The sequence below is a fragment of the Leptospira terpstrae serovar Hualin str. LT 11-33 = ATCC 700639 genome, assembly GCF_000332495.1.
Classification (GTDB): Bacteria; Spirochaetota; Leptospiria; order Leptospirales; family Leptospiraceae; genus Leptospira_A; species Leptospira_A terpstrae.
Genome location: NZ_AOGW02000006.1, coordinates 393,151 through 417,955, shown reverse-complemented (window position 1 = coordinate 417,955; position 24,805 = coordinate 393,151). Strand labels below are relative to the sequence as shown.

Genomic DNA, 24,805 nt, shown 5'->3' with positions numbered 1-24,805 from the left:
TATTGTTTCATTTCATAATGATGAGTCCTCGGCTTTTGGCTATTTTTTTATGTGCATTCGCTTTGCTTTTTGGATGTAAACGAGGTTATTCGGAAGACATCCAAGATTGTAATCCCGTTGCGGATTATTATGATAAGGGAACACACTACATAAGAAGAGATTTGGTTCGGGACGATAATACTTTAGATTATAAAAAACTTTTGGAAGACACAAAACCTCAAGCTAGCGATTGTTATCCTTCCAATCATGAGGTAAAATGAGTCTGTTTGATGTAAAAGGAAAAACAATTTTGATTACGGGGGCGAGCCGAGGTATAGGTAAAACTTTGGCTCTTGGATTTCGTGATGCCGGTGCTATCGTTTATGGAGCTGGTTCTAGACCCGAGTCTATCGAATGGATGAGTAAAGAAGGGATTAACGGTGTAGTCCTCGATGTCCGCAATGAAGGTGCCGCCTTCGAAGTGATTGGACAAATCAAAACGAAACATGGAAGGTTAGATACTCTCATCAACAATGCGGGGATTGCGACCAACACCCCCGCTTCTGGATTCAAAGAGGAAGAATTACAAAATATAGTCCAAACCAATTACGTCGGTGTCTTTCGTAATTGCCAAGCTTATTATAAACACCATAAAAAAGAGGGTGGAAACATTATCAACGTTGCTTCTGTTTTGGGTATGGTAGGTAGTAAACTTGCCTCTGTATATTCTGGAACTAAAGGCGCTGTGATTACACTATCAAAAGCCTTGGCTATCGAATGGTGTAATAATGGGTATCGGGTGAATGTGATTTGTCCAGGTCTCATTGATACTGAAATGACAGATATGATTAAAGACAAAGAATTTATCATGAAACAAGTGCTTGCTGGTATTCCAATGGGAAGATTGGGAAAACCTGAGGAAATTTTAGGGGCTGCGATTTACTTGGCATCTGATTCATCATCCTATATGACAGGCCAATGTATCGTTCTAGACGGGGGACTGACTGCACAGTAGCAGCGTGTAAAGTATGATTTTATACCTTCATCCTGAAAATCCAGAAGTTCGAAAACTAAAACAAATTTCGGAACGATTGAAGGATGGGGCCGTCTTTATTTTCCCTACGGACACAGTTTACGCCATCATTGCAGATGCACACTCGAAGTTAGGAGTAGAGAAAATCTACGCTATTCGTAAATTATCCAAAGACAAACCTCTTTCGTTAATGTGTAAAGATATCTCAATGGCATCAAATTTTATTGAATACCTTCCAAACTCTGCATACCGACTCATGAAAAGAGTGACTCCTGGACCATTTACCTTTGTTCTAAAAGCAAATAAAAACTTACCTAAACCATCGGTGGCTCATCATAGAGACCGACATATTGGAATTCGAATTCCAGACCATATCTATCTGTCTGAACTATTAAAAATTCATGATTCTCCGTTAACATCCACATCAGCATTCTCTGATGATGAATTCATAATCGATATTGATGACTTGGATACCATCTACGGAAACCAAGTGGAAGGGATCGTCGATGGGGGTATAGTAAAAACAGAACTATCTACGATTTTACAAATTAATGATGATTCAATCGATTTAATCCGCGAAGGAAAAGGATATGAATTGATTTCTTCTGAAATTTCTAATACTTAATTTGAGTCAGTAGACCTATTGAATAGCAGTTTCATTTTCAAAGTAAAACGGTAGAACTTAATTTAAAAGACCAAACCTGGAATTTTTTTCAGCAATGTTTCATAGGCATACATTCGTTTTTCTGAATGTTTCGGAACTTTTATAGCTAACTCATTCTGTTTGTATTTTTGAATGGGGATAATTTTATATCCATGCGGAAAAACCCATACCGGTTCTATAGTTACATCTTTGATTCTTTTTCTTTGTTGTGAATCTATCTCTAGTTGAAAGGTGAGAATGATTCCACCATCTGTTGCTTCTCTATTTTGTGCTGATAAAAAGTTCCCGAGTGAATAGGCAACCAACCTATCTTCAAAATTTTTATCTTCTTGGAAAACATCTACTTTCTGGACTACATGGGGGTGACCTCCGATAATGATATCGGCACCTGCCTCTAGTCCAATGTTTACCCATTTAGTTTGTGAATGATCAGGTTTTTCTTCGTATTCTTTTCCGTAATGATACCAAAGAATAACAAATTGAATTCCATTTTCTTTGGCATACTTAACATCTTCTTGTATCGTTGTTTCATTTAACAAACGCACTATTCGTTCATTTTTAACAGGAATCCCATTTGTGGAATAAGTATAGTTATAGATTGCAATTTTGATTCCATTGATTTCTTGAAATAAATCTTTTCGTTCCAAATAATCAGAGTTCCCTTTAAATGTTCCAATAGGAATCATTCCTTTGGATAAAACGGAATCGATTGTATGATCGATTCCAAAAGAACCTTTGTCAGCAGAATGGTTGTTCGCTGTGGAAAGAAGATCAAATCCTGCATTTTTGATTCCCGTTAAAAAACCAAGTGGAGAACCAAATCTTGGATAACCGGTAAATTCGTTCGGATCTGTAACAATGGTTGTTTCTAAATTTCCTAATGTTAAATCAGCATCTTGTAATAGATTTGAAACGAATTCGAAACTACTAGAAGAGTCATAGTCTTTGGTTTTTGGTCGATAATAAGCAGAAATTTGAGAGCTGTGACACATGAGATCACCTACAACTTTAATTCTAACTTGCCTCGAAAAGTAAATATCAGGTAGAGTGTAGCAAGATAGGAAGGATATAGTGAAAAACCAAAATAGTATGAAACGAACGTATGGAATGGTCATTGGTTTTTTGTTAGTTCTTATTAGTTGTGGATGGGAAGCAGATTATAAACGTGCTGCATTTTTATCGATGCAACCTGATACAGATTTAATTTTAGCTCCCTATCCATTCAATATTTTTGATAGAGAGGCAAGAGATGCAATCACTCTTTCCCATTATTCAAAAGAAGAGATTAAAAATATTTTAGAAGACCATGGTTTGTCTTGGGAAGAGTTAAAATCCCAATGGCAATTGGACGCAGAAGAAGAAAATTTTTCGAAAGAAGTAAACTATACCTCCCATTACACACAATATTTTTACGACACTGAAATTCCCATTTGGATCTATGGACCTAAATGGATTCGAAACGGACAATACTCTGATCCAATCAACCAACAACATATCCCTTCTATTTATGGTAGGATTCTAAATTTTCAATTTAGCAATACACTCAATACTAATTATTTGGATAAAATATTTCATAAACAGAAAGAAAAACCTGAAATTATTGTGACTGTAGTGGTGGACCAAGGAGGAAGACAACTTTACAAGGCCCACAAAGGTGCTTACCCCTTTTTAGATAGTTTAAAAAACAATTCGGCTTATTTCAAAAAAGCTAAGGTAGGTCATTTGGAATCACATACCGCCGTTGGACATATGGCGATCGGAACAGGAGCCTTTCCAAAAGATTCAAAAATTTTCTCTAATGAAATCTATTCTTACGCAGATGGAAAGGTCCTCCACAGACCAGTATACCAAGGGCCCGATAAAGATTGGAATTTAAGTGAATTAGAAGTTCCTAGTTTTTCTGATGAATGGGATCTTTCCAACGATAACGAACCAGTTATCATTAGTCAGTGTTATGCGGCAAGAGCAGCCGTTGGAATGGCAGGCCATGGAAAATTATTTAATCCTTCCTTATTGCAAAAAAATTCTCTAACCTCTGATGAAGACTATGTCTATTGGCAGGATATCAAATCTCTCTCCTGGTCTTCTTATCCAAAAGCCTATCTGACACCCAAATCAGCAGAGAAATACAATTTGTACAAATTTTATTTAGAGAATAAAAACCAAATCTCAACACATTTTAAAGCGAATAGTCCTATCGAACTCATTGCAAAAATCCATCACTTTCAAGGTTCTGAATTCCAAGTAAAAATGGATGGAGCACTTTTCAGAGATACAGTTACAGAAACAATACTGAATTCAAAAAAAAATAAGGATGGAATTACAGACCTTGCCTATGTGACGTTAAAAGCAACGGATGCTGTTGGACATTTGTATGGATGGGAATCAAAAGAAGCTGAACAAGTTTTGAAAGCAACAGACAAAGAAATTGAAACAATATTTCAATATCTAAAAGATAACTTTGGTGATAACTTTATCCTGGTCGTCACAGCAGATCACGGCGCAGCTCCCATGCCGGAAATTTCCAATGGACTATTCTTAAGTCATGAACAATTTTTTGCAGCAGTGAATGAACTATTACCGGAAGGAGAACGAAACAAAAGTTCTCTGATCAAATGGGTAGCTCATTCCCAACTGTCATACAATCGGGAACTAATGAGAAAGCACAATGTAAGTGAAGAAGCGATCATAAACAAAATTCTTTCCATTCAGGTGAATCAAAAAATATTTTTTAGAAAAATATGGAAACGAAATGAGATTCCGAATCTATCTTTATAAAATAGATTCGGAGATTTGTTTTATTTTTTTTTGATTGGAGGTTCGTCTTTTTTGAAGTCTTTTAATTTCAAAAAAACTTTGATTTCTTCAAAATCAATTCGATCGAGACTTACAGAAACTGGATCACCAATGAAGAATATTTTTGAATATTTCTTCGAATAAAAAGAAAAGTCATTTTTAATGACCACTTCAAATTCATCAGTAAATTCCGATTTATCTAAAACTCCTTCTAAATTAGAAATATCCAACTCTACAAAAATTTGCGAAGGGCGGATTCCCACGATAAAACCTTTGAATTCTTTAATTCCCGTAGATTCCAAATACCGAAATGATTTGATTTTGACAATATCACGTTCGGCATCCGCGGCTCTTCGTTCTTCTTCTGAACAATGTAGTCCCATCATAGCAATTTCATTTTCAGAATAAGTTCTTTCAGTTTCGAGAAGTGTGGCTTGTAAAACTCTATGAACTATTAAATCTGGATAACGTCTGATTGGTGAAGTAAAGTGACAATAGTCTTTAAATCCCAAGCCCCAGTGACCCAATGGATCTGCTCCGTAGTAGGCTTGCATAAAACTTCTCAAAAGTAAATAATTGAAAATTTTTCCTATTGAATTATCTTCAATCTCTTTGACTGCCTTCATAATTTCTGCATAACTGGTATCTTTGATTTGGATGTTGTAACCGTTCAGTTGAAGAAAATTGTTTAATGTTTCTAATTTTTCTTCATCCATTGGTTCGTGGATACGATGGAGTGAAGGAGCTTTTCTTTTCCTTAAAAATTCATCTACTTTCAAGTTTGCAGATAACATTAGTTCTTCGATAAGAATATGACTTGTTAGACGTTCGCGATTTTCAATTCCGATCGGTTCTTTTCGTTCATTCCAAGTGATAGTTGTTTCTCTTAAGTTTAAATCAATTCGGCCAGCAGCCATCCTACGTTTTCGTAAGGCTTCCGTGAATAGAGAAACCTGATACATCCAATTATTTGGATCTTTGGCTTTGATTTCTTCTTCGGCCATTTCATAGGTATAACGAGTTTTGACTTTTATAACTGATTTATAAAATTTAGCATTATAAATTTCACCAGTTTTACTAGCTTCCAGTTCTACCGTAAAGGCAAGTCTATTGGTATTTGCTACCAAACTACAGAGGTCTTCAGAAAGGATTGGCGGTAACATAGGCACCACACGATTTGCTAAATAGACAGAAGTTGCCCGTTCGTATGCTTCCTTATCTAAAAGAGAATCTTTTTCTACATAGTAGGAAACATCAGCAATGTGAATCCAAATTCGTAGTCTATTTCCTTCATCAACAAAACTGATTGCATCATCAAAATCTTTAGCTGTGATTCCATCAATAGTTACCGCATATAAATCACGTAAGTCAGTTCTTAGATTCCAATCGGTAACCGTTTTTTCGGATACTTCTTCGGGGAAATCCAATGGTATAAAATCTGGATGAACTGGATCATAATTATATTTCATTAAAATCCGCTGTAAGTCGCTATCCTCTTTTGTATCCGATTCAAAACGGATAAAACTTACATCATACATATTTTCTTGAGGGGGTGCGCCTTCCTTAAATTTAACGATGAGAATATCGTTAACGTTTATAGAATCAAAAGTATCTTTTAGAATGGATTTAACATGAAGAACACCTTCTTTGTTATCGCCTAACATATCTAAAAAGTTACCAAAAACAAATTTGTTTGTTTTTTCGCGAACTCGCATACGATAGAGAACTCGACCTCGTTTGACGATATTTGTCACTTCTGCTTCAAGTTTGTTTTTCTTTCCTACCCCTAATGGAATGACTTCTACTTTGTCACCTGTGATGGCAGAATTTGTCATTGGGCCAGGAACAAAAATATCATTTTTAGATGGTAGGGCAATAAAACCATCTCCTCTTCTGGAAATGGAAATTCTTCCTGTTAGGCGAAATGGATTGGCAACAGTTAAATACTTTTTATTGGGTATTAGTAATCCCTCGGCTTGGAGGAGATCAATCAGTTGGTCGATAAGAAATTCGATTTCTTTTCTAGGAATTTTTTCTTTGCGTTTAAAGGATTTTACCTTCTTTGTTTTTGGGTCGGGTCGTTTGAATTCACTTGATTCGGTAAATTTTTTTTTGATCTCTTGTCTTGTGATGTCCTTTCCGGAGCGTTGGTCCAGAAATTCTATTATTTTTCTTTGTATTTTATAGGTATCCATAAATTCATTTGTGATCTACATAGGTCCCGCGAATGTAATTAGGCAGGAGAGATAAATAGTCGTTTTTATTTTGTTCTGATTTGAAGTATTGTTCCAAACTATACTCTAGTATAGACGAAAGATTCAACTTTGTCGCTTCAATTTTTGTTGCCGTTTCTGGGTAAAACTTAGGCAAATTTCCTGTATAGTACCAATTGTTAGGTGTCCATTCGGTATTTGTAATTTTCAATTCAATTGATTCGGGAGTCAGGTCAAAAGATTCAGAGAATACATAATCATTTATATATTTTGTGTAATATTTACCCTGTTTGCCATCTAAACAAAGCAAAGAAGTTTTCCTTTCTCTATCTTCATTTGGCATGCCAACTAGATAAGCTTCCAAACTATCGATACCAAAAACCGGGATCTTCCATAACTGTGCGAGGTCTCTTCCTGTAGTGACTGTTATGCGAATTCCTGTAAAAGAACCAGGACCGGTAGGCACAACAATTAGGTCTGGTTTTTTTATATTCGCCATTTCCAATACAATCCGAATCATCTCTACTAATTTGTAAGAAGACTCTTTTGGTGTGGTTTTGGTCTGTTCCGCTAAAATTTGGAAGGGAGATTTTGGCTGGTGCAAACCAATCAAAACCTGAATCCAATCTTGTGTTGTATCAAAATAAAGAATGTTCATTGGATCTCGTTTTCTGACCATTCTAAAGTATAAGACCGAAACTCGATGGAATCAGACTCGATGGAAAGTACGATTCGATTTGATTTTGGTAGATAAGCTTCTGCAATTGGCCACCATTCGATTGCCGAGACTCCTTCCTTTCCCCAAATTTCTTCAAATCCCAATTCATCGAGCTCTTCAGGAAATTTGATACGGTAAAGATCAAAATGAAACAATCGAAAGTTAGGCGAATCGTAAATATTGTATAAAGAAAAAGTAGGGGAATTGATTAAACTTTCAGTTCCAAACCGGCGAAACCACTCTCGAATGAAGGTAGTTTTACCTGCACCCATTTCACCAGTCAGCAGTAGAATGGGGTAGATATTTTTTTTCAGATACTGCGTCACCAACTGATCTAAACTTAGAAACAAGGGAGTCAGTTCTGATTCTCTCAAAGAGAGAAAATTCGCCTTCATTGGTTAAAGAACTTCTCCACATCGAAGGAATCAAATTGATATGCTGTTCGACAAAATTCACAAGTGATTTCGATTTTTCCCATTTCATCGATAATGGAATCAGCTTCTTGTTTACCAAGCGATGCAATGATGTCGGCAACTTTATGCCTAGAACAATCGCATAAAAATTCGGGAGTTTCGTTACTTAAGATTTCTAAATCAGATCCAATTTCAGTTTGTAAGGATAGAAACATCTCATCCAACCCCATGGCCCAAAAGGATTCTTTTTTCACCATAGGTTGTATTTTTGAAATGAGAAATTGAAAACTTTCTTCTGGAGCATCGGGCAGTGCTTCAAAAAACAAACCCTTCGCATAAAAATCATTTCCAGGAAAATCAAAAGGAAATACTTCCATTCCAACAATGGCTTTGATTTGTTCTGACTCAGTTAAATATTTTATAAAATTAACTTCAAAAGTATCTTCTACAAGATTGGTATAGGATTGGTAGGTATCAGAATCAAAGTCCCAACGAATTACTTTCATAATTCCTTGTCCTAAGATAAATTCATTTCTGATATCTCCTTCTTCATGGCTTGCAGAATAAGCCACAGATTTCATTTTTCCATAACGATCACTATAAGCTAATGCTTGTTTATTGGAATCATCTTTCCATTGAATGCTAACCTTTTGTTGGTTTTTAGTCATCTCTGCGAGAAACAACGCACCCATCATAGTTTTGGAAAGAAATACGGACATTTCCTTGTTAAGAGAATGTAGAAACATCGCTTCTTTAGCGGTTTCCGTGAGATCGACTAGTGTAAATCGATAGTGGTGGGTGTTGGATATACCTAAAATAACTTTGTCAGACATTATTTGATTGAAAGAGGTGTTTTCTGATTCAGTCTGTGTCACAAGATAGATTCTGCAATCGCAAAAAGGAAAAATATGATCTTTGGTGCCTGTTATTACCCCGAACAATGGAACCCTAAGGACTGGGATGAAGACCTAAAAATAATGAAAGAGATGGGTCTTTCTTCCGTAAGGTTGGCAGAATTTGCTTGGGGAATTATGGAACCAAAGGAAGGAAAGTTCGACTTTTCTTTGTTTGATGCGGTTTTAAAAAAAATCCAAGAACATGGGATGACTGCGATTTTAGGAACTCCCACAGCTACCTTTCCCCCTTGGTTGTATAAAAAATTTCCAGAAATAGTTCAAGTTTCCAAAGAAGGAATTGTGAGAGGAATTGGCACAAGGCGTCAGGCTTGTTTTTCCTCCCCGGCCTACAAAAAAGCGACTGAACGAATTGTTACCGCTATGGCAAAACATTTCGGAAATCATCCTGCTGTTGTTGGTTGGCAAATTGATAACGAACCAGGACATGAAGGTTCTGATGTTGATTATTCTCCCTTGGCATTAAAAAACTTTAGACTTTGGTTAAAAACTAAATACAAAACTTTAGATTCGCTTAACAAACGTTGGGGGAATATATTTTGGGGAGTGATTTATTCTGATTGGAATGAAATTCCCTTACCAGCGGCCCATGTTGCTAGTAATTTCAATCCTGCAATGATTCAAGATTATTATAGGTTTCAGTCGGATGAACTTGTTTCTTATATTCACTTTCAGGCTGACATTTTACGTAAGTACAGTAAGAATAAACCTCTTACTACCAATCTTTATCCTTCTCCTTTTTTGCCAGTGACCGATATGTCTGCCTTATTTTCTAAGTTGGACTATGTGTCTTGGGACAACTATCCTGTTTGGGGGAACCAACAAGAACCATACCCTCACCCACTGGTTACAGCAACCCAACAGTATTCTCGTGGGTTAAAAAACAAACCATACACTGTTATGGAACAGTTCTCTGGCGTCCAAGGACATGATACTTTAGGTTATCTTCCACCTCCAGGACAAATCGGGCTTTGGCTCACGCAAGCGATTGTCAATGGGGCAAATCAAATTTACTTTTTTCGTTACCGCACGGCTCGTTTTGGCCAGGAACAATTGTGTTACGGAATTTTAGACCATGGAAAAAGAAAAACAGCCAAATACTTTGAGTTAAAAGATACCATTGAGGAAATTAAAGAATTTGCTAATGATATAGCTGATTCGCCTTACAAGGCAGAGGTGGCAATCCTACATGATATTGAAAATTCTCGTAATTATAAACACCAACCTTTAAGTGATGGATTGAAATTTTCTCCTGTACCATTCGCACAGGTGGGTTATGATATAGAGCTTGCTACTTGGTTTGCAGGTACCAATGTCTTAAATGTAAATTCCCATTCTTTATCTGTTCATTCTGACAATGTTTGGTCTCAGTACAAAGTCCTAACACTACCACTTTATACTATGTTTGATCCGCAAGTTGTGGAAAAACTAAAAACCTATGTGATAAATGGGGGAACTTTAGTTCTTGGCTATCGCGCTGGTATCAAGGATAAAGATCATTGGATGGTGGAAGAACCAGTTCCAGGTGTATTTGCTGAGATGGCGGGAGTGGAAGTATTTCAATTTGAGGCACCGGCAACAGACAAAGTAGGAATCAGAATGGGAATTTTACCTTTAAAAGGGTCTAAGTTTTGTGAAATCCTAGAACCAACTACGGCAAAGGTAATTGCAAAGTACAACGACTCCAAAAAGTTTTATTCTGGAAAACCTGCCATCACAAAGAATGAATACGGTAAGGGAAAAGTTTATTATGTAGGAACTTCCTTAACCCCTGAAAGTTTTATCCTTTTGTACCGAAAGATATTAAAAGAAGCGGGTGTAAGGTTTGGTTTTCTGGGAGCGAGTATAGAACGTCACCACCGTGAAGGAAAACAATTCAATTATGAAATTACGATGAACCATTCCCCTCGTTACAAGTTGGCTGGACTATCTATATTGAAACCATTTGGTTATAAAATCAAAAAAATTCGAAAATAGAGATTTGCTATTTGAAAATAGAAAATGAAAATACAAGATTATAAATCAATCAATCGGATTCTTAATGAAACATCCGCCAAAAATAAACCAGGTGAGATCTATGTAGACAACCTACATTCACCTTATATTCAGTTTCCAGAAAAATTTGTTATACCAGGTACCTATGTCACACAACCAGAGTTTGGTGATATTAAGAATTTTGTACAAACAGTTCTTAAATTCATTCCAGAAGCAATTGAAGGAACGTTTTTATTACCCGAACCAAGGCCCAAAAGAGAAACTGGTAAATTATTTTTTGTTCGGCCTATGTTATTTGGTTCATCGCGGTTCCTATATGTTTTTTCTGTAGATATGTTGTATTTGGGTGGTGCCAAGTCAGAAGAAATTAAGAAACCTGGTTCTCAAAATATGACACCATCGATTCTCACCGACAGATTATACTTTCAAACAAAAATCATTCACCTCCATTCTACAAAAGAAGATGGAGAGGATATTGTTGATTTTGAAGCAAAAAGATTTCAGGGTGGGGTCTTTCGAGTAGAATCTGAAACTGATGATCACAAACCTATTCGAAAGTTTTCGGAAATTTTTGACGAAATTGATTTTTCGGAAACAGAATCTAAAATTCGTGAAGAATTAGGAATCAATTCAGAAGTTTGGAAATTAGGAAGAATTTATAGTCCCATCGGTATCGACTATCTTTCTCTTTCATTAAGATTTTTAATCCCAAGTTTGCCAAAAACCATCCAACAATTCAAAACCTTTTATCCTATTCTAACAGAAACAGAAGCCGGAATTCCGGAAGAAACCTTAAAGAAGTATCATGAATATCTTTCCTTATTCGAAGTAGAAAGAACTCAGTCGAAGTCTGGTAATATTTTATGGAAAGTCATTCCAAAATCATCCGATAATTAAGTAGCAGGTCATATGGGCATATCTTCACCAACCATCAATTTCCCCGTAGATGAAACCATCAAACGGATTGAATACGTAAAAGCAAATGCTATGGGAATTATCCACGAAGCAAAAAAAATCCAACGAGAAGTATCAGCAATTCGATCAGAGACGGATGCAGATGAAAAGGAAAGAATTGATGCCGCCGATGGTAAGTTAGGTGATATCCTGATACGATTTTTACAAAAATCTTTTCCAAAAGATGGAATCATCTGTGAAGACAAACCAACCATAGATGGCGGTGACTTTAAGTGGATACTTGACCCTGTGGACGGTTCTATGAATTTTGTACGCGGACTGCCATTATATGCGATTTCCTTTGGATTGGAACATCGAGAAACACCCGTTGGTGGAGTTGTGATTGTTCCTCCCCAGGAATCTGTTTATTCAGCAGTAATGGGAGAAGGTGCCTATAAAAATGGAGAACCGATTGTCACTTCTAGAATATCAGAATTGAACCGCGCCATTTTTTCGCCAAACCTTCCAACAAAACGAGCCCATATGATCCAAGAGATTATGGCAGACCTTTCCGGTTTTTTAACCTATGCACGTTCTTTTCGAAGGACTGGTTCCTTTGTTCTAGATGCATGTTTTATAGCAGAAGGTGTGATGGATGCTATTTGGGAAAAGACAGTCAAACATTGGGATGTTTCGGCCATTTCGGTGATTTTAACAGAAGCCGGTGGGAAACTGACAGATTTAAATGGAGTCCATTATTATACCGGACTTCCTGAATTAGTGGCTTCTAATGGAGTTTTACATTCTGAAATTTTAAATTTATTAAAGACAGTTCGTTCTACAGTCAGTCGAAATTGATAGAGGGAATGATTAGAACCATTCCACTTTTTTAGTTTACGATTTGCTTTTGCGATCCATACTAGATACAAAATACAATTACACTTGAATCCATCAGGAGACCCACCATGGAACATAAACTCCCAGAACTTCCTTATGCAAAGGATGCCCTTCTTCCCCATATTTCTGCTGAAACTCTCGAGTTTCACTACGGAAAACACCACCAAACTTACGTTACCAATCTCAATAACCTAATCAAAGGTACTGAATTTGAAAACGCTAGCCTTGAAGAGATTGTAAAAAAATCGACCGGCGGAATTTTCAATAATGCTGCTCAGATTTGGAACCATACCTTCTATTGGCATTCTCTTTCTCCAAAAGGTGGCGGAGCTCCTACAGGTGCTGTGGCAGATCTAATCACTAAGTCTTTTGGTTCATTTGATGCTTTCAAAGAAAAGTTTTCACAATCTGCCATTACTAACTTTGGTTCTGGTTGGACTTGGCTCGTCAAAAAAGGTGATGGTGTAGAAATCGTGAATACGAGCAATGCTGGAAGCCCTTTGAAAGATGGACTCCAATCTTTGCTTACAATCGACGTTTGGGAACATGCTTATTACATCGATTTTCGCAATGCTCGACCAAAATATGTGGAAGCATTCTGGAATTTAGTCAATTGGGACTTCGCTAACCAAAATTTAAAATAATTACGGATTCAAAACGAAATCACGAAAGGCAGGTTCCGGAATCCGGCTCCTGCCTTTTTTATTTCATTAAAAGATTCAAAATGAATCTTGGTACCTAACATAGAGTTTTTTATGAGCCAAACACTTCCTAAAATCAAGATCCCCAAAAAACCCAATTATACTTCATTGCTGTTACCAGAAGGAATCGAGTTTTGGGAACTCTTTCGGGTTGTGGAGGCAAAATACGAAAATTGTTTTTTGCTCGAATCAGCAGGAGACAACCAATACGACTCTCGATATTCTGTCATGGGATTTCAACCTTCTCACTTGCTTGTGGGAGAAACGGGTGTTTTAGAAATTGATGGGAAAAAATACTCTGTAGAAAACCCATACTATGCTCTCAGAGAACTTACAGATTATAATTCGCTAAGTATAAGTTATGCGGGTGGATTTGTAGGTTATTTAGGTTATCAAAGTATGCAATTCTTTGAACCTAAACTGAAATTGGAACCCCATCCAGATTTCCCAGCTATGATCTTTGGTTTGTATTTGGATGGACTCATATACGATAAATTTACTGGTGAATTGATCTATTTTGATAATGGAACCAATCGTATCGAAGAAGTGAACCAAATCCTGAAATTTGCGGTTAACCAAAAATCTGAGAAACCAAAAGCAAAAGTTTCGCTGTTACATGCGGGTTTATCCAAAGAAGTTCACAAACAAATGGTAGAAGAGGCTTTAGAAGAAGTAAAAGCAGGCAATACATTTCAATGCCAAATAGGATTTGAAGAAATCTACCAAGTTGAAGGAAATCCTTTAGCCATTTATGAAACACTCAGAGAAATCAATCCCTCTCCTCATATGTATTATGTAAAATTTGGTTCAAGAGCTATTTTGGGCGCAAGCCCTGAGTTATTATTTAGATTACGGCAAGGAGAAATGGAATCCTTTCCGTTGGCGGGAACCACCAAACGGGGAGTTGACGCCAAAGAAGATACACTTCTTGCAAGAAAACTACTCACAGATCCAAAAGAAATAGCAGAACACAATATGCTCATTGACCTTCACCGTAACGATGTGGGAAGAGTGGCAAAATTTGGAACAGTCAAAGTGCGCAGACGTTTTGATGTTAAAAGATTTTCTCATGTGCAGCATATATCTAGCGAAGTAGTAGGAATTCTTTCTTCCAAAGAAGATATGTTTTCGGGACTTGCTTCTTCTTTTCCCGCAGGGACCTTATCGGGTGCACCGAAAATAGAATCCATGAAAATCATTGAACGAATTGAAAAGTCGCCAAGGGGTCCTTATGGAGGTGCTGTGGGGAGTTTTGGTTTGAACGGCGATTGTACGTTTGCAATCCCCATTCGTAGTTTTTTTGTGAATGGAAACAAAGGATTTGTCCGGGCTTCTGGTGGTATTGTTTTTGATTCCAAACCGGAAGATGAATACCAAGAAATCATCAATAAAATGGCTTCCGTTCGTAAAGCATTAGATTTACATAAAAAATCTTAAACAAGTAATCAATCCAATTGAGGAACAAATAAAGGCCTAAGGAATAATTTCAACACTATGAAAGTACTCATTCTAGATAATTACGATTCATTTACATTTAATCTTTATCAAATCGTCGGTGAAATTTTGGAGGAAAGAGAACTTCCTTTTCAGTTGGATGTGATTCGAAATGATGAAAAATCATTTGAAGCAATCAAATCAGCTAACTACGATAAGATTATTATTTCTCCCGGTCCTGGTCATCCTGCAGATCCAGCTTACTTTGGAGTCAGTGCTGATATTTTAAAAGAATTGGGTAAAACAACTCCGGTACTCGGAATTTGTCTCGGCATGCAAGGGATGGCAACTGTCTTTGGTGGGGAAGTGGTTCGTGCCAATGTAGCAATGCATGGAAAACTTTCTCCTATCGAACATGACGGAAAAGGTGTATTTCAAGGGCTTACACAAGGAATCGAAATTATGCGTTACCATTCTTTGGTAGCAAAGGAAATCTCTCTTCCTAAGGATTTGGAAATTACAGCACGAGTATCTGCAGGGGAGGGAAAGGGAGAAATTATGGGACTAAGACACAAAACGTTAAAAATCGAAGGAGTTCAATTCCATCCAGAATCGTTTGGATCCGAAGAAGGAAAAGATCTCTTAAGAAATTTTATCAATTCCTAGATTCATAGAAACGGAAACCATACTAATTTTAGGTTTAAATTCAAAGAAATACATTCTACTTCAAATCTTGTAACATGGCCTCTTCCCATGCGGCAAAAAAATCAAAATCATTACTGGCTTTTTGGGAATCATCGCCGCCAAACAAAGAAAAACGTTTTCGTTTTGTTTCATTGTATGTAGTAATTGTGTTGATTTGTCCCCGAGGAGATTTTCGAAATGTTGCATGGATTTGAGACCCACCTTTTCCTTGGGTTCCTTGGATGAGTAGGGTAAAAAACTCATTAAAGTATTCATCCATATTTCCTGGGATAAAAAAGTTTACAAACCCTTGGGGAATGATGTAAAAAAAACTTCCATTGATTTCCTTTTTGCCAATCCGTACAAAATGTCCATTAAGAGTATCTGTTTGATTCTCGAAACTTGTTTTTAATTTATATTCCAAGTTGTTAATTTTCACTGTGATTCCAAATGATCGAATTTCAATATCTCCTAAAAATCGAATTTCTTTTGGAGAAAGGAAATAATCTGCCGGTGGATTGATGGGAAAATGAAATTGGATCGCTTTTCCCATATTTGTAATTTTAAATCTATGTGTTGGATTCAATTTATCCCAAACTTCAATATTCAGTTTGGTTTTTTCTAATCGAGATCCTGTGCGTTGATAAAATCCAGGAAACTTACTTTTTGTATCCTCGTTAATTGTAAATTCTAAAGTATGCCATTCAGCATTTTCAGTTACATGACATTGCATAGCACTGCAAAGAAACTGTAAGTTTTGTGAAGATGATTTTAAAGATTGGTAGGCATTGTGGTCATTGATGGCTAAAGCAAAATCATGAAACCATTTGAAAAAATCTCGTGGTTGGTAACCATTCAGTTTGTGGATGATTTTTCTTTCCACAGCATAAATTTCATGTTCTTCCCATTGTTTTGGGACAAAAGTAACTTTTGCCAAATAATCGTATTTAGGTGGTTCGGGTTCATTCCAATGTAAGTTCCAATTCTGTTGGTTGTCAATATTACCAGAGAGAGAAAGAAACGGATAACCTTCAGGTGATTTTTGTAATTGAGATTCGTTTTCTTCGCTAAGGCTACCGGCAAGGGCTGCAAAATAAACTTCGTTTTTGGAAGTAGATTTGATGGATCGTTGTAAATGGTCATATCCTTTCCAAAACTGATAATAGTTTTCATTTTTTTGAAAACAATTCGAAACAGTTATTACTAGAAATGCGAAGAATAAATATTTTCTTAAGTTATATTTCTTTTTTAAGAATTCCATAGATTACTTGGATGAGTTCTTCATCCATCTGTTCCTGATAAGAAGAAGAAATCAATTTCCCTGATTTGTTAAATATGCGTAAATACGATTCGCCTTTGGTTAGACCAACAGAAAGTTGGCCTTTGCGATCTAAAAGAATGCTTTCGTATTGTTTTGTTTTGGATTCTTCAAGGTAATCTTCCACAAGTTTGTTCGTTTCCTGGAAATCCAAATACAAAAGGAAATTTACTTTAGAACTGTCTTTCCAAAGCAAATTTTGCATTTTCCAATAGAGTTTACGGCCTTGTTTGCGACAGAGTTCCAAATCGCGGAGAAAACATCCCATTAAAACAACGGGTTTTCCTTTTACAGAACTGTCAGAATACGATTGCCCATATTGGTCCTTCATCTGAAACTGTGGCATGGACTGTGCATTCCATTCCTCTGCAGAGATAAAAGCAAAAACCAATACAAAAAATACAGACCGGCACACGGTTTTCAATGTATTCATAAATTCATTAACGGCAAGTTCAAAAAAATCCTTTGTTTTGATTCTAGTTTTTTTTATCTTAGGTTGCTCTAGTTTTCCTAGTAAAATCAAGTTAATTGATTCATCTGCTTCTTTGGCATTTTTTGAAGTGGAGGAAGAGGAGTGGAGAAATATTTTCCCTACGGAAATTTCTAAACTCTCGATTGATACAAAAAATTTTACCGAACTTGCCAATGTATTGAAATCCATCCAGTACAAACGTGGAGTCCTTGCATACGAAGACTGGGAAGTACTCATTCCTGAGTCTTATCTTCCGGAAATTCAAAAGTTTGCTGAGAAAGTAGCAACAAATAAAGAACCAAAGGTGTATCTCTGTATTTTTAAGTTAGATGATATATTGGCACCAAATGTAAAAATTTTAAAAACGAGTTTTTATATTTTAAGCACAAAAGAAGGATTGGTTTTGTTATTTCATGAAATCAATACCAATATCAGTTTCCAAACTCAATATTCATTTGAAGACTGGGTGATTTTTCATCCTTCTCCTATTAAACCAATTTACAGACCAGAACTTTTGTTACGAGATAAACAACATACGAGCCTATATAAAGATAAGTCCGCAGTCAAAAATGCAATTTATGGAAACGTGGTTGTTTTTCAAGTCCCTGAACTGATTCCCCATCCTCTCCTCTTTCGGTATCCCAAAGAAGACGAAATTACGATTCCAACCGAACAGTGGAAATCGGTTCCAGAAAAACTAAAAGCTTTAGAGGAAATGAGAAAAAATCAACTCATCACCGATGAAGAATACAATCGAAAAAAAACAGAACTATTAAAGGAATTTTAAATGCCATCTCCATGAATGAATTCTTGAATGAACCGGTCATCTTCAGGAGCATCAATGGAAGATTTTTCTAACAGTTGTTGTTTCTCGTATAGTTTGTTAATGAGTTGTTGTTGGGTTTCGACTTTTTCCAATAGAACAGAAAAGACTTTGGCAATTGGATCAGGCATTTGATTGTGCTCTAACATTTGTTCTACACTATCAGAAGCTATATCTCCTGCTTTGACAACTTTACCAGGAATTCCTACCACAGTACAACCAGCAGGAACATTTCGCATAACAACTGATCCAGCACCTACTCGAACATGGTCTTCTACAGTGATGTTTCCGAGGACTTTTGCTCCGGCTCCAATCACAACATTTTTGCCAATCGTTGGGTGACGTTTTCCCGATTCTTTTCCAGTACCGCCAAGGGTGACACCTTGAAAGATCAGTGACCCACTGCCAACAATCGCAGTTTCTCCAATCACAACTCCAGAGCCGTGGTCGATAAAAACTCCAGGTGCAATTTTTGCTCCCGGATGGATGTCAATGCCTGTTAAAAACCGACTAATGTAGTTCACAAGTCTAGGGATGATGGGTAATCGGAGTTTATAGAGTAAATGTGCGAATTTGTGGAGCCATAGGGCATGTAGTCCGGGGTAACATAATACAATTTCCAAATAGGATTTCGCAGCCGGGTCAAATTTTTTGATAATTTTTATATTTTCAAACATTGATTAGTTGGTTTTAAAATTACTGATTAGACTAGTCAACTTTTCCAAGAGTTGGGAAAGATTTAAAAGAGTAAGGGACTGAGGTTCTGTACAAAAAATTCACTTGTTCAATGGAATCCAAAGACCAAATTTGAGGAAGAAAAATTTCATAGTCTAAGATTTGTGAAAAGAAATCAACTTTGCCAATTTGGATGGAATTGACACAGTTTTTCCAAATGCGAAAGATTTTAGGTTTAAGCTGAATGAAGTTCAGTTTGGAAAGATTCATTCAAATTTCTTTTATCGATTAGGTTTCTAATTGATTCTATACTTAAGTTCTATAAGCTTTCGATTAGAAATAAATTTCTAGGTTGTTCCGACTTTGGAATCAAAAAAAACATTACACATTCTTTTATTCATTCTTACTTTTTTTACTTTAACTTATTCTGATATTTTTCTCAATCCTCAAGTGCCTCAAACATTAGAGAATTATAAACTCATGTTTTTAGAGAATTGGCCCTATTCAGTTTCTTTGTTAGTGATTCTTTTTGCTCATGAAATGGGGCATTATTTACCGGCAAAGCATTATGGTGTGAAAGCTACTTGGCCGTATTTCATTCCTTTACCAGTAGGTCCAATAGGGACTATGGGAGCTGTGATCCAGATCAAACAACAAATCCCTGATAAAAAAGTATTATTTGACATTGGTATTGGTGGGCCTACGGCAAGCTTAGTGCTTTCAGTGATTGCTTGGTTAGTGGGTATCAGTTTATCCAAGGTGATCGAAATTCCACCAGATTTTGATCGTTCTGGTTTTTTGTTTTTCGGTGATAGTCTTTTCACCTATTTTACAACTCAGTGGATTCTTGGACCTATTGATCTTGCAACGATGGATATACAAGCACATCCACTGGCAAAAGCAGGATGGGTGGGTCTATTGATTACAGCAGTCAACCTGCTTCCCTTTGGACAGTTGGATGGAGGTCATGTCATTTATTCAATGTTTGGTGAAAATTATCGAAAGTGGATTCATGGTTTATTTGTATTCTTTTTAATTTTTGCTTTAATTCATTTCACTTGGTTACTTTGGGGTTTTATCATTTATTATGTTGTGAAAATTGAACATCCGTTCATACGTGATTCCATATCAGGTATAGGAAAATTTCGATTCTATTTTGGAGCGTCAATGTTAGTAACATTCCTAATCATTTTTGTTCCGAAACCAATTATCTTAGGATCAGAATTCGAAGAGTCCTCTTTGTTGATGGATATTTTTCGTCTGATAACACATAACATTGGGTTGGATTAATGATTCGTATTTTATTATTATTAACATTTTTTTCTTTTGGAATCTTTGCTCAGGAAAGTAAGGAATATAAACTTACAGAAAAGGCTTATGGTTTGGCCTGGGATGGAATCAACTTTTGGTACATTGATACCAACCGTCGTGCCATCATTAAAATCAATGAAATTGGAGAACAAGAAATATTTAATTTAGGATTAGCAAACTTACGTGGTATTAGTTTTGATGCTCGCGAAGGAAAACTCCTTGTTGTAGCTCCAAAACAAATTCTTAAGCTTGATCCCAATTCTGGTGGGATTACAGATAAAATCCAAATTCCCCTTGCGAATGTTGCCGGAATTGCGAGCGTCGGAAATTATTATTACATTCTGGATTTGGATTCTGGAAAAGTTCAAATTTACGACCAATCTTCTTCACTTTTGATTGGAGGTTTTTTCACAGATCGAACTCGGCCACGTGACATCTGTTATGGAAGAGATTCATTATGGATTTCGGATTCTGCTGATAATAGTATTTATCGTTATGATACCAAAACAGGAAAAATTACTGGATCGATTAAAACAAACTTACGTTCGATTCGTGGTGTTTTGTTAAGTGGATCCAAACTTTGGGTTGTGGATCGTGAAAATAAGGAAATTAAAAATATTCCCTTTGTTGAAACAGAGCGTTTTATCGCTTCTGGAGAAGAAGAATACAACCTAGAAGTTACATTAAAATTCAAACTTGATTCAGTATCTTTGTCAAAAGCACAGATTGCAATTTTGCATCCTCCATCAAACGAACAACAAAGAATCAGGTCTGTTAAATTTTCTGATCCATCCTACCAACCTACTTTCATTCAAAGAAATCGTGTTCATCTGAAAAAACTTTCGATAGAAGATTTGCCCGGAGAACAAACAATTAAATATAAGTTTTCTTCTAAAAACCAATTCATTAAATACTATGTTACAGATGAATATTTAGATAAAGAGGCAACTTATCCTGGGGATGTGAATGCTTTTTATGAAAAGCTTAGTGAGGAATCCAAACTTTTACCGAGAGATTATTTGGATGCGATTTATCAGGCACGCCAAACTAGCATAAGTATCAACGACTTCAAAGACAAAATGAAAGAAATTGGAGTTCCAATGCAACCGTTTCGAATGATTCGTTTTGAAAAGGGAAAAGCGAAATCAATTCAAGATTCGTTATCGATATTTCTTTTAAGTTATGGTTGGATTCCTATTGCGGATTTAGGTTTAGGAAGTAATACTGACAAACGATATTTTGAAAAAAAAGAGTCTGATTTGATTTTGTACCAAAGTTTGAATTTCAAATCTTCTAGTTCTCCTGTATACTTCCGTAAGGATGTTAGTTCGGAATGGGAAAATTTGCCTGCTGAAATTACTTACAAAATTAAGTAAAATTTCCGTAATTTTTCTTTTTGCCTGTTCTGGATTTGGTCAAAGATTTGATTCATTGTTTGTAGACAAATCCATTGAACGCGAAAATAAACTTAAGGATCTTATCGAATCTACTTGGATACAATTTCCAAAACTAGGTTTGTATTGTGAAAAAGAGATTTCCTATCATAAAATCTTTTGTAAGATACAAACTGTAGTTAGTTTTAAAAAGCTATCCGAATATTTTGGAATTCAAATTTTTGAATCTGGTCCTCATTCAAAATATTATTTAGAATTGAATTCGCCTTCCGAATTTGGACATTACAATCCAGAATTTCCTTTGAAACTTCGTGAATACCTTATTCCTGCAAAAACAAATCCTATCTTATATAAAGTAACTTTACCTATATATGAAAGTTTGCTTCGCAACACTGCTCGCGAATTTTTTATTGTGTTTCAAAAGTTGGATTCCAATCCTAAGTTTTTTAGAAAAGAAGCCGAGCGTTATTTATTGTTAGTGGAAGAAAATAGACTCGATCCGTTTTATTTGGACAGATTTATTCTATTTCTCTATCCTGCCTTTACGGACAACGAAGATCCAGAGGAATCCTCTCGTTTTGTTTATCGGAAAGGAGACGATAACATTGATGCTCAAGTAGTTAAGGAACTTGTAGGATTTTGGATTCGGAGAAAGGCAGATGGCACGGATACAGAATTTATTTTAGGTTTGGTGGATTTATTAAAGTTGTACGATCCGGAGTTTTACCAATACCGAACTGCACAAATTACCAATTGATAGTTGTTTATCCCAAAATATCTTTTACAGCATCTATCACATCTTTTTCATCAGCTTTTGACATCCCAGCAAATAAAGGAAGAGAAACTGATCTATCATACATTTGGCATGCATTCGGATATTCTTTTCTGTTGTATTGGAATGTCTTTTTATAATAAGGATGTTCGAAGATAGGGATGAAATGAAGGCTTGTCCCAATATTTCTTTCTTTTAATTCTTCTACCAAACTATCGCGACCGACTTTAGCAATCTTTGGATCCACTTCAATTCGATAGAGGTGCCAACTATGAATTCCATTAGCATCCTCTTTAGGTAGTTTGATTCCTTTTAAGGAACTAAATTCTTCGTTATAATGTTTAGCTATCTCTGTTCTACGTTCCCAAAATCCATGTGATTCTTTCAATTGAATTACACCTAAGGCAGCTGCGATGTCAGTCATATTGTATTTGTAACCTGCATCCACAACTTCGTAGTACCAACCAGGTCTGTTAAACGCATCGCGGTTAATCCCATGAAGTCGCATTTTACGAATTCGTTCTGCTGCTTCTTTATTAGAAGTGGTGACCATTCCCCCTTCTCCTGTTGTGATTCCTTTTGTGGCATAAAAACTAAATACAGTGAAGTCACCCCAAGTTCCGATCATTTTGTCTTTATGAACAGCGGGGAAGGCATGAGCGGCATCTTCGATTACATAGAGATGATACTCTTTAGCGATTTTAATAAGACCTTCCATATCGCATGTATATCCAGCCAAATGAACGGGTAAGATTGCTTTGATTTGTTTGCCCGTTTTTTTACTTTTGAGTTCTTTGCCGTTCCAATCACACTTGGTTTTGATGGTTTCTAACAAAGTATCTGGGGTCATTAAATTGTGAATTGGATCTACATCAGTGAGAATTGGTTCTGCACCAAAATAACAAATCACCTCGCTTGTGGCAGTGAAGGTGATCGCACTAGTAATAGCGGCGTCATTTGCTGTAAGGCCAATGGCTTCTAAAGCTAGGTGGAGACCAGCCGTGGCAGAATTCACCGCGATACTTTCTTTACTCCCTACAAAGTCGCCAAACTCCATCTCGAACTGTTTGACTTTGGGGCCTGAGGTAACCCATCCAGATCGTAACACTTGTGCTACTTCTTCTATGGCATCCTCAGAGATGGAAGGAAGCGCAAATGGCAGGAAGGTTTTGCGAGATGTAAGCATATTCATTTATACGACATAATTCGGAAAAAATTTCCAGTCTTTTCCGCCCCCAAACATCCTATCGACGGGATTTTTCAAAGCTAAATAGGGATTTTCACCTACTCTTTAAAAATCTACTTGTAGACACCCAGGAAATTCCGCATTCTTTCCTGGAACATGGAAGTTCCTTTTTCTGAGATTTTAAATCGTATTGCTGTCATTGACCGAGACATTGCAGAGCTCAACCGTCTGAAGAGTCGTCTGCCAGCTGACAGACCATACTCACCTACCATCCAACTTACGTTTGATAAACAAATCAATACTCTGTTAAACGAGAGAGTTTCTTTAATGGAACTCCCCATCCTGCATCCCCCACTTTGGTTGCTTTCCAAAGAGGGATTGGAACCATCGGCAGAGCCTTCACTCCTCAAAGAACGAAAATCCTTACTCGCTGGGGATTTGTCGGTTCCCCATCCAAATGAACAAGATGTGATTAATTTCATTCGAGAAATTCCAAAGACGGAAGTACACTTACATTTAGAAGCATGTGTGAACAAAGAAACTTTGAAGTTTCTCTACAAAAAGAATGGAATCGAAGTTACCGACAAAGAATTTGAAGATAAATACAATTTCAAAGACCTAAATGGATTCATTCAGGTATTTTTCTTTGTCCAAGGCTCAGTAAAAGAGGCATCTGACCTTGGTTATTTTATCGATAGTTTAGCTGAATATTTACGTTCTAATAATATTATCTATTGCGAAGCGTTTTTTGCTCCATCAAAGTTCATACAAAATGGTTTGGATTTTGATGAAATGGTGGAAGTGATGGTGAATCGTATTCGCCAAATCGAAGCAAAAGAAGGAATCACCATTCGTTTGTTAGTGGATGTATCTCGATCCTTTGGTCCTGAGAATGCGATGAACAATCTCAAAAGAGTATTGGGATTAAAACAAAAAGAAGTGATTGGGATTGGCCTTGGTGGTGCGGAACTTATGGGTCCTGCCAAAGATTATTCTGAAGTTTTCAAAGTGGCACGTGAATCTGGTTTACGATGTGTGGCTCACTCTGGTGAAGATGACGGTCCTTGGGCCATTTGGGATGCGGTAAACCTCTGTAAGGCGGAAAGGATTGGCCATGGCACTTCCGCCATCCAAGATCCAGAACTTGTCCGTTATATGAAAGAAAACCGAATCCCCATTGAGATTTGTGTTACTTCCAATGTTTTTACTGGAAAATATGTTCGCAAAGAACAAAACCATCCAGTTCGTTATTATTACGATCAGGGGCTGATGCTTTGTATCAATACAGACGATCCAGATATCTTTAATGTAAATCTAACTTACGAATTCTTTAAACTATATCGCTTTTTGGATTTTTCTATCGATGAAATCATTGATTTGGTAAGACAAGGTGTACTTTGTACTTTCCATCCAGAAAAAGATTCATTATGGAAGTCGATGGAAGAAAAAATCGATTTAATCAAATTGAAATACAATTTGGTTCCGGAAACACAAGTAGCGACTGTTTGAACGCGGTAAA

25 protein-coding genes are annotated in these 24,805 nt (G+C 36.5%); 15 read left to right on the top strand and 10 right to left on the bottom strand.

Annotation, left to right across the window (positions count from 1 at the left end; translation table 11 throughout):
• The first annotated feature begins 2 nt into the window (after positions 1–2).
• The 3 genes from LEP1GSC203_RS03920 to LEP1GSC203_RS03910 are packed head-to-tail and all read left to right on the top strand — an operon-like array spanning position 3 to position 1,637.
• A complete protein-coding gene (locus tag LEP1GSC203_RS03920; protein ID WP_232225760.1) occupies positions 3–260 on the top strand; it encodes a hypothetical protein in 258 nt (85 codons plus the stop codon).
• Entirely contained in the window at positions 257–994 is a 738-nt protein-coding gene (locus tag LEP1GSC203_RS03915) for an SDR family NAD(P)-dependent oxidoreductase (protein ID WP_002972739.1), read from the top strand. The genes LEP1GSC203_RS03920 and LEP1GSC203_RS03915 overlap by 4 nt, the downstream gene beginning before the upstream one ends.
• 13 nt (positions 995–1,007) lie before the next feature.
• Positions 1,008–1,637 (top strand): L-threonylcarbamoyladenylate synthase, encoded by a 630-nt coding sequence (locus tag LEP1GSC203_RS03910; protein ID WP_002972750.1) that lies wholly within the window; start codon positions 1,008–1,010, stop codon positions 1,635–1,637.
• A 62-nt stretch (positions 1,638–1,699) separates the two neighbouring features.
• On the opposite strand, the gene LEP1GSC203_RS03905 is transcribed toward LEP1GSC203_RS03910, so the two are convergent.
• Positions 1,700–2,791, bottom strand: a complete 1,092-nt coding sequence (locus LEP1GSC203_RS03905) for a CapA family protein (RefSeq protein WP_084764898.1) — start codon at positions 2,789–2,791, stop codon at positions 1,700–1,702.
• Between LEP1GSC203_RS03905 and LEP1GSC203_RS03900 the strand changes: the two genes are divergently transcribed.
• On the top strand, positions 2,766–4,454 hold the full coding sequence (locus LEP1GSC203_RS03900; protein WP_002972785.1) for an alkaline phosphatase family protein: 1,689 nt from the start codon (positions 2,766–2,768) through the stop codon (positions 4,452–4,454). The two genes, LEP1GSC203_RS03905 and LEP1GSC203_RS03900, sit on opposite strands and share 26 nt — an antisense overlap.
• Before the next feature lie 20 nt (positions 4,455–4,474).
• On the opposite strand, the gene LEP1GSC203_RS03895 is transcribed toward LEP1GSC203_RS03900, so the two are convergent.
• From LEP1GSC203_RS03895 to LEP1GSC203_RS03880, 4 genes are read right to left on the bottom strand one after another with little or no spacing between them, the layout of a single operon-like run.
• Entirely contained in the window at positions 4,475–6,667 is a 2,193-nt protein-coding gene (locus LEP1GSC203_RS03895; RefSeq protein ID WP_002972294.1) for a ribonuclease R family protein, read from the bottom strand.
• 4 nt (positions 6,668–6,671) lie between these two features.
• Positions 6,672–7,343 carry a tRNA (adenosine(37)-N6)-threonylcarbamoyltransferase complex dimerization subunit type 1 TsaB gene (gene tsaB / locus LEP1GSC203_RS03890; RefSeq protein WP_002972138.1) on the bottom strand — a complete coding sequence of 224 codons (672 nt, stop codon included), beginning with the start codon at positions 7,341–7,343 and terminating at the stop codon, positions 6,672–6,674.
• Complete coding sequence (gene tsaE / locus LEP1GSC203_RS03885; RefSeq protein WP_002972509.1) at positions 7,340–7,798, bottom strand: tRNA (adenosine(37)-N6)-threonylcarbamoyltransferase complex ATPase subunit type 1 TsaE; 459 nt, start codon at positions 7,796–7,798, stop codon at positions 7,340–7,342. The genes tsaB and tsaE overlap by 4 nt, the downstream gene beginning before the upstream one ends.
• Positions 7,795–8,649 (bottom strand): Hsp33 family molecular chaperone HslO, encoded by an 855-nt coding sequence (locus LEP1GSC203_RS03880; RefSeq protein ID WP_002972461.1) that lies wholly within the window; start codon positions 8,647–8,649, stop codon positions 7,795–7,797. Before LEP1GSC203_RS03880 ends, tsaE begins: the two co-directional genes overlap by 4 nt.
• Positions 8,650–8,724: 75 nt before the next feature.
• Here LEP1GSC203_RS03880 and LEP1GSC203_RS03875 point away from each other — a divergent pair, with 75 nt between their 5' ends.
• From LEP1GSC203_RS03875 to LEP1GSC203_RS03850, 6 genes are all read left to right on the top strand, one after another.
• A complete protein-coding gene (locus tag LEP1GSC203_RS03875; RefSeq protein ID WP_002972667.1) occupies positions 8,725–10,707 on the top strand; it encodes a beta-galactosidase in 1,983 nt (660 codons plus the stop codon).
• Between the two features lie 24 nt (positions 10,708–10,731).
• Complete coding sequence (locus tag LEP1GSC203_RS03870) at positions 10,732–11,622, top strand: LIC_10030 family protein (protein ID WP_002972600.1); 891 nt, start codon at positions 10,732–10,734, stop codon at positions 11,620–11,622.
• A gap of 12 nt (positions 11,623–11,634) precedes the next feature.
• Positions 11,635–12,477 carry an inositol monophosphatase family protein gene (locus tag LEP1GSC203_RS03865; protein ID WP_002972357.1) on the top strand — a complete coding sequence of 281 codons (843 nt, stop codon included), beginning with the start codon at positions 11,635–11,637 and terminating at the stop codon, positions 12,475–12,477.
• Between the two features lie 107 nt (positions 12,478–12,584).
• Complete coding sequence (locus tag LEP1GSC203_RS03860) at positions 12,585–13,160, top strand: superoxide dismutase (RefSeq protein ID WP_002972537.1); 576 nt, start codon at positions 12,585–12,587, stop codon at positions 13,158–13,160.
• Positions 13,161–13,271: 111 nt separating this feature from the next.
• Positions 13,272–14,654, top strand: a complete 1,383-nt coding sequence (locus LEP1GSC203_RS03855) for an anthranilate synthase component I family protein (RefSeq protein ID WP_002972448.1) — start codon at positions 13,272–13,274, stop codon at positions 14,652–14,654.
• 57 nt (positions 14,655–14,711) lie between these two features.
• The gene (locus LEP1GSC203_RS03850) at positions 14,712–15,317 is read left to right on the top strand and encodes an anthranilate synthase component II (protein ID WP_002972776.1); all 606 of its coding nucleotides are present in this window, start codon (positions 14,712–14,714) and stop codon (positions 15,315–15,317) included.
• A gap of 55 nt (positions 15,318–15,372) precedes the next feature.
• Here LEP1GSC203_RS03850 and LEP1GSC203_RS03845 read toward each other — a convergent pair whose 3' ends face one another.
• The gene (locus LEP1GSC203_RS03845) at positions 15,373–16,596 is read right to left on the bottom strand and encodes an LIC10025 family lipoprotein (RefSeq protein WP_002972677.1); all 1,224 of its coding nucleotides are present in this window, start codon (positions 16,594–16,596) and stop codon (positions 15,373–15,375) included.
• Complete coding sequence (locus LEP1GSC203_RS03840; RefSeq protein ID WP_232225759.1) at positions 16,571–17,086, bottom strand: TlpA family protein disulfide reductase; 516 nt, start codon at positions 17,084–17,086, stop codon at positions 16,571–16,573. Before LEP1GSC203_RS03840 ends, LEP1GSC203_RS03845 begins: the two co-directional genes overlap by 26 nt.
• Before the next feature lie 37 nt (positions 17,087–17,123).
• Between LEP1GSC203_RS03840 and LEP1GSC203_RS03835 the strand changes: the two genes are divergently transcribed.
• A complete protein-coding gene (locus tag LEP1GSC203_RS03835) occupies positions 17,124–17,912 on the top strand; it encodes an SHOCT domain-containing protein (RefSeq protein ID WP_232225758.1) in 789 nt (262 codons plus the stop codon).
• Here the strand turns inward: LEP1GSC203_RS03835 and cysE are convergent.
• On the bottom strand, positions 17,909–18,625 hold the full coding sequence (cysE, locus tag LEP1GSC203_RS03830; RefSeq protein WP_002972602.1) for a serine O-acetyltransferase: 717 nt from the start codon (positions 18,623–18,625) through the stop codon (positions 17,909–17,911). The genes LEP1GSC203_RS03835 and cysE overlap by 4 nt on opposite strands.
• A 31-nt stretch (positions 18,626–18,656) precedes the next feature.
• Entirely contained in the window at positions 18,657–18,893 is a 237-nt protein-coding gene (locus LEP1GSC203_RS03825; RefSeq protein WP_039937096.1) for a hypothetical protein, read from the bottom strand.
• Positions 18,894–18,986: 93 nt separating this feature from the next.
• Here LEP1GSC203_RS03825 and LEP1GSC203_RS03820 point away from each other — a divergent pair, with 93 nt between their 5' ends.
• From LEP1GSC203_RS03820 to LEP1GSC203_RS03810, 3 genes are read left to right on the top strand one after another with little or no spacing between them, the layout of a single operon-like run.
• Positions 18,987–19,913 (top strand): site-2 protease family protein, encoded by a 927-nt coding sequence (locus tag LEP1GSC203_RS03820; RefSeq protein ID WP_002972146.1) that lies wholly within the window; start codon positions 18,987–18,989, stop codon positions 19,911–19,913.
• Entirely contained in the window at positions 19,913–21,310 is a 1,398-nt protein-coding gene (locus LEP1GSC203_RS03815; RefSeq protein ID WP_002972434.1) for an NHL repeat-containing protein, read from the top strand. Before LEP1GSC203_RS03820 ends, LEP1GSC203_RS03815 begins: the two co-directional genes overlap by 1 nt.
• A complete protein-coding gene (locus tag LEP1GSC203_RS03810) occupies positions 21,255–22,085 on the top strand; it encodes a hypothetical protein (protein ID WP_232225757.1) in 831 nt (276 codons plus the stop codon). Before LEP1GSC203_RS03815 ends, LEP1GSC203_RS03810 begins: the two co-directional genes overlap by 56 nt.
• Before the next feature lie 7 nt (positions 22,086–22,092).
• Here LEP1GSC203_RS03810 and LEP1GSC203_RS03805 read toward each other — a convergent pair whose 3' ends face one another.
• Positions 22,093–23,286, bottom strand: coding sequence for a DegT/DnrJ/EryC1/StrS family aminotransferase (locus LEP1GSC203_RS03805; RefSeq protein ID WP_002972187.1), 1,194 nt, complete (start codon positions 23,284–23,286; stop codon positions 22,093–22,095).
• 156 nt (positions 23,287–23,442) lie between these two features.
• Between LEP1GSC203_RS03805 and add the strand changes: the two genes are divergently transcribed.
• On the top strand, positions 23,443–24,795 hold the full coding sequence (add, locus tag LEP1GSC203_RS03800) for an adenosine deaminase (RefSeq protein WP_002972711.1): 1,353 nt from the start codon (positions 23,443–23,445) through the stop codon (positions 24,793–24,795).
• Positions 24,796–24,805 lie beyond the last annotated feature (10 nt).

What these genes read in the sequence shown, in the direction of transcription:
- LEP1GSC203_RS03915 (WP_002972739.1), top strand. Translation starts at nt 257, where the DNA reads ATGAGTCTGTTTGATGTAAAAGGAAAAACAATTTTGATTACGGGGGCG.
- LEP1GSC203_RS03910 (WP_002972750.1), top strand. Translation starts at nt 1,008, where the DNA reads ATGATTTTATACCTTCATCCTGAAAATCCAGAAGTTCGAAAACTAAAA.
- LEP1GSC203_RS03900 (WP_002972785.1), top strand. Translation starts at nt 2,766, where the DNA reads ATGAAACGAACGTATGGAATGGTCATTGGTTTTTTGTTAGTTCTTATT.
- LEP1GSC203_RS03905 (WP_084764898.1), bottom strand. Translation starts at nt 2,791, where the DNA reads ATGACCATTCCATACGTTCGTTTCATACTATTTTGGTTTTTCACTATA.
- LEP1GSC203_RS03895 (WP_002972294.1), bottom strand. Translation starts at nt 6,667, where the DNA reads ATGGATACCTATAAAATACAAAGAAAAATAATAGAATTTCTGGACCAA.
- tsaB (WP_002972138.1), bottom strand. Translation starts at nt 7,343, where the DNA reads ATGAACATTCTTTATTTTGATACAACACAAGATTGGATTCAGGTTTTG.
- tsaE (WP_002972509.1), bottom strand. Translation starts at nt 7,798, where the DNA reads ATGAAGGCGAATTTTCTCTCTTTGAGAGAATCAGAACTGACTCCCTTG.
- LEP1GSC203_RS03880 (WP_002972461.1), bottom strand. Translation starts at nt 8,649, where the DNA reads ATGTCTGACAAAGTTATTTTAGGTATATCCAACACCCACCACTATCGA.
- LEP1GSC203_RS03875 (WP_002972667.1), top strand. Translation starts at nt 8,725, where the DNA reads ATGATCTTTGGTGCCTGTTATTACCCCGAACAATGGAACCCTAAGGAC.
- LEP1GSC203_RS03870 (WP_002972600.1), top strand. Translation starts at nt 10,732, where the DNA reads ATGAAAATACAAGATTATAAATCAATCAATCGGATTCTTAATGAAACA.
- LEP1GSC203_RS03865 (WP_002972357.1), top strand. Translation starts at nt 11,635, where the DNA reads ATGGGCATATCTTCACCAACCATCAATTTCCCCGTAGATGAAACCATC.
- LEP1GSC203_RS03860 (WP_002972537.1), top strand. Translation starts at nt 12,585, where the DNA reads ATGGAACATAAACTCCCAGAACTTCCTTATGCAAAGGATGCCCTTCTT.
- LEP1GSC203_RS03855 (WP_002972448.1), top strand. Translation starts at nt 13,272, where the DNA reads ATGAGCCAAACACTTCCTAAAATCAAGATCCCCAAAAAACCCAATTAT.
- LEP1GSC203_RS03850 (WP_002972776.1), top strand. Translation starts at nt 14,712, where the DNA reads ATGAAAGTACTCATTCTAGATAATTACGATTCATTTACATTTAATCTT.
- LEP1GSC203_RS03845 (WP_002972677.1), bottom strand. Translation starts at nt 16,596, where the DNA reads ATGGAATTCTTAAAAAAGAAATATAACTTAAGAAAATATTTATTCTTC.
- LEP1GSC203_RS03840 (WP_232225759.1), bottom strand. Translation starts at nt 17,086, where the DNA reads ATGAATACATTGAAAACCGTGTGCCGGTCTGTATTTTTTGTATTGGTT.
- cysE (WP_002972602.1), bottom strand. Translation starts at nt 18,625, where the DNA reads ATGTTTGAAAATATAAAAATTATCAAAAAATTTGACCCGGCTGCGAAA.
- LEP1GSC203_RS03825 (WP_039937096.1), bottom strand. Translation starts at nt 18,893, where the DNA reads ATGAATCTTTCCAAACTGAACTTCATTCAGCTTAAACCTAAAATCTTT.
- LEP1GSC203_RS03815 (WP_002972434.1), top strand. Translation starts at nt 19,913, where the DNA reads ATGATTCGTATTTTATTATTATTAACATTTTTTTCTTTTGGAATCTTT.
- LEP1GSC203_RS03810 (WP_232225757.1), top strand. Translation starts at nt 21,255, where the DNA reads ATGTTAGTTCGGAATGGGAAAATTTGCCTGCTGAAATTACTTACAAAA.
- LEP1GSC203_RS03805 (WP_002972187.1), bottom strand. Translation starts at nt 23,286, where the DNA reads ATGCTTACATCTCGCAAAACCTTCCTGCCATTTGCGCTTCCTTCCATC.
- add (WP_002972711.1), top strand. Translation starts at nt 23,443, where the DNA reads ATGGAAGTTCCTTTTTCTGAGATTTTAAATCGTATTGCTGTCATTGAC.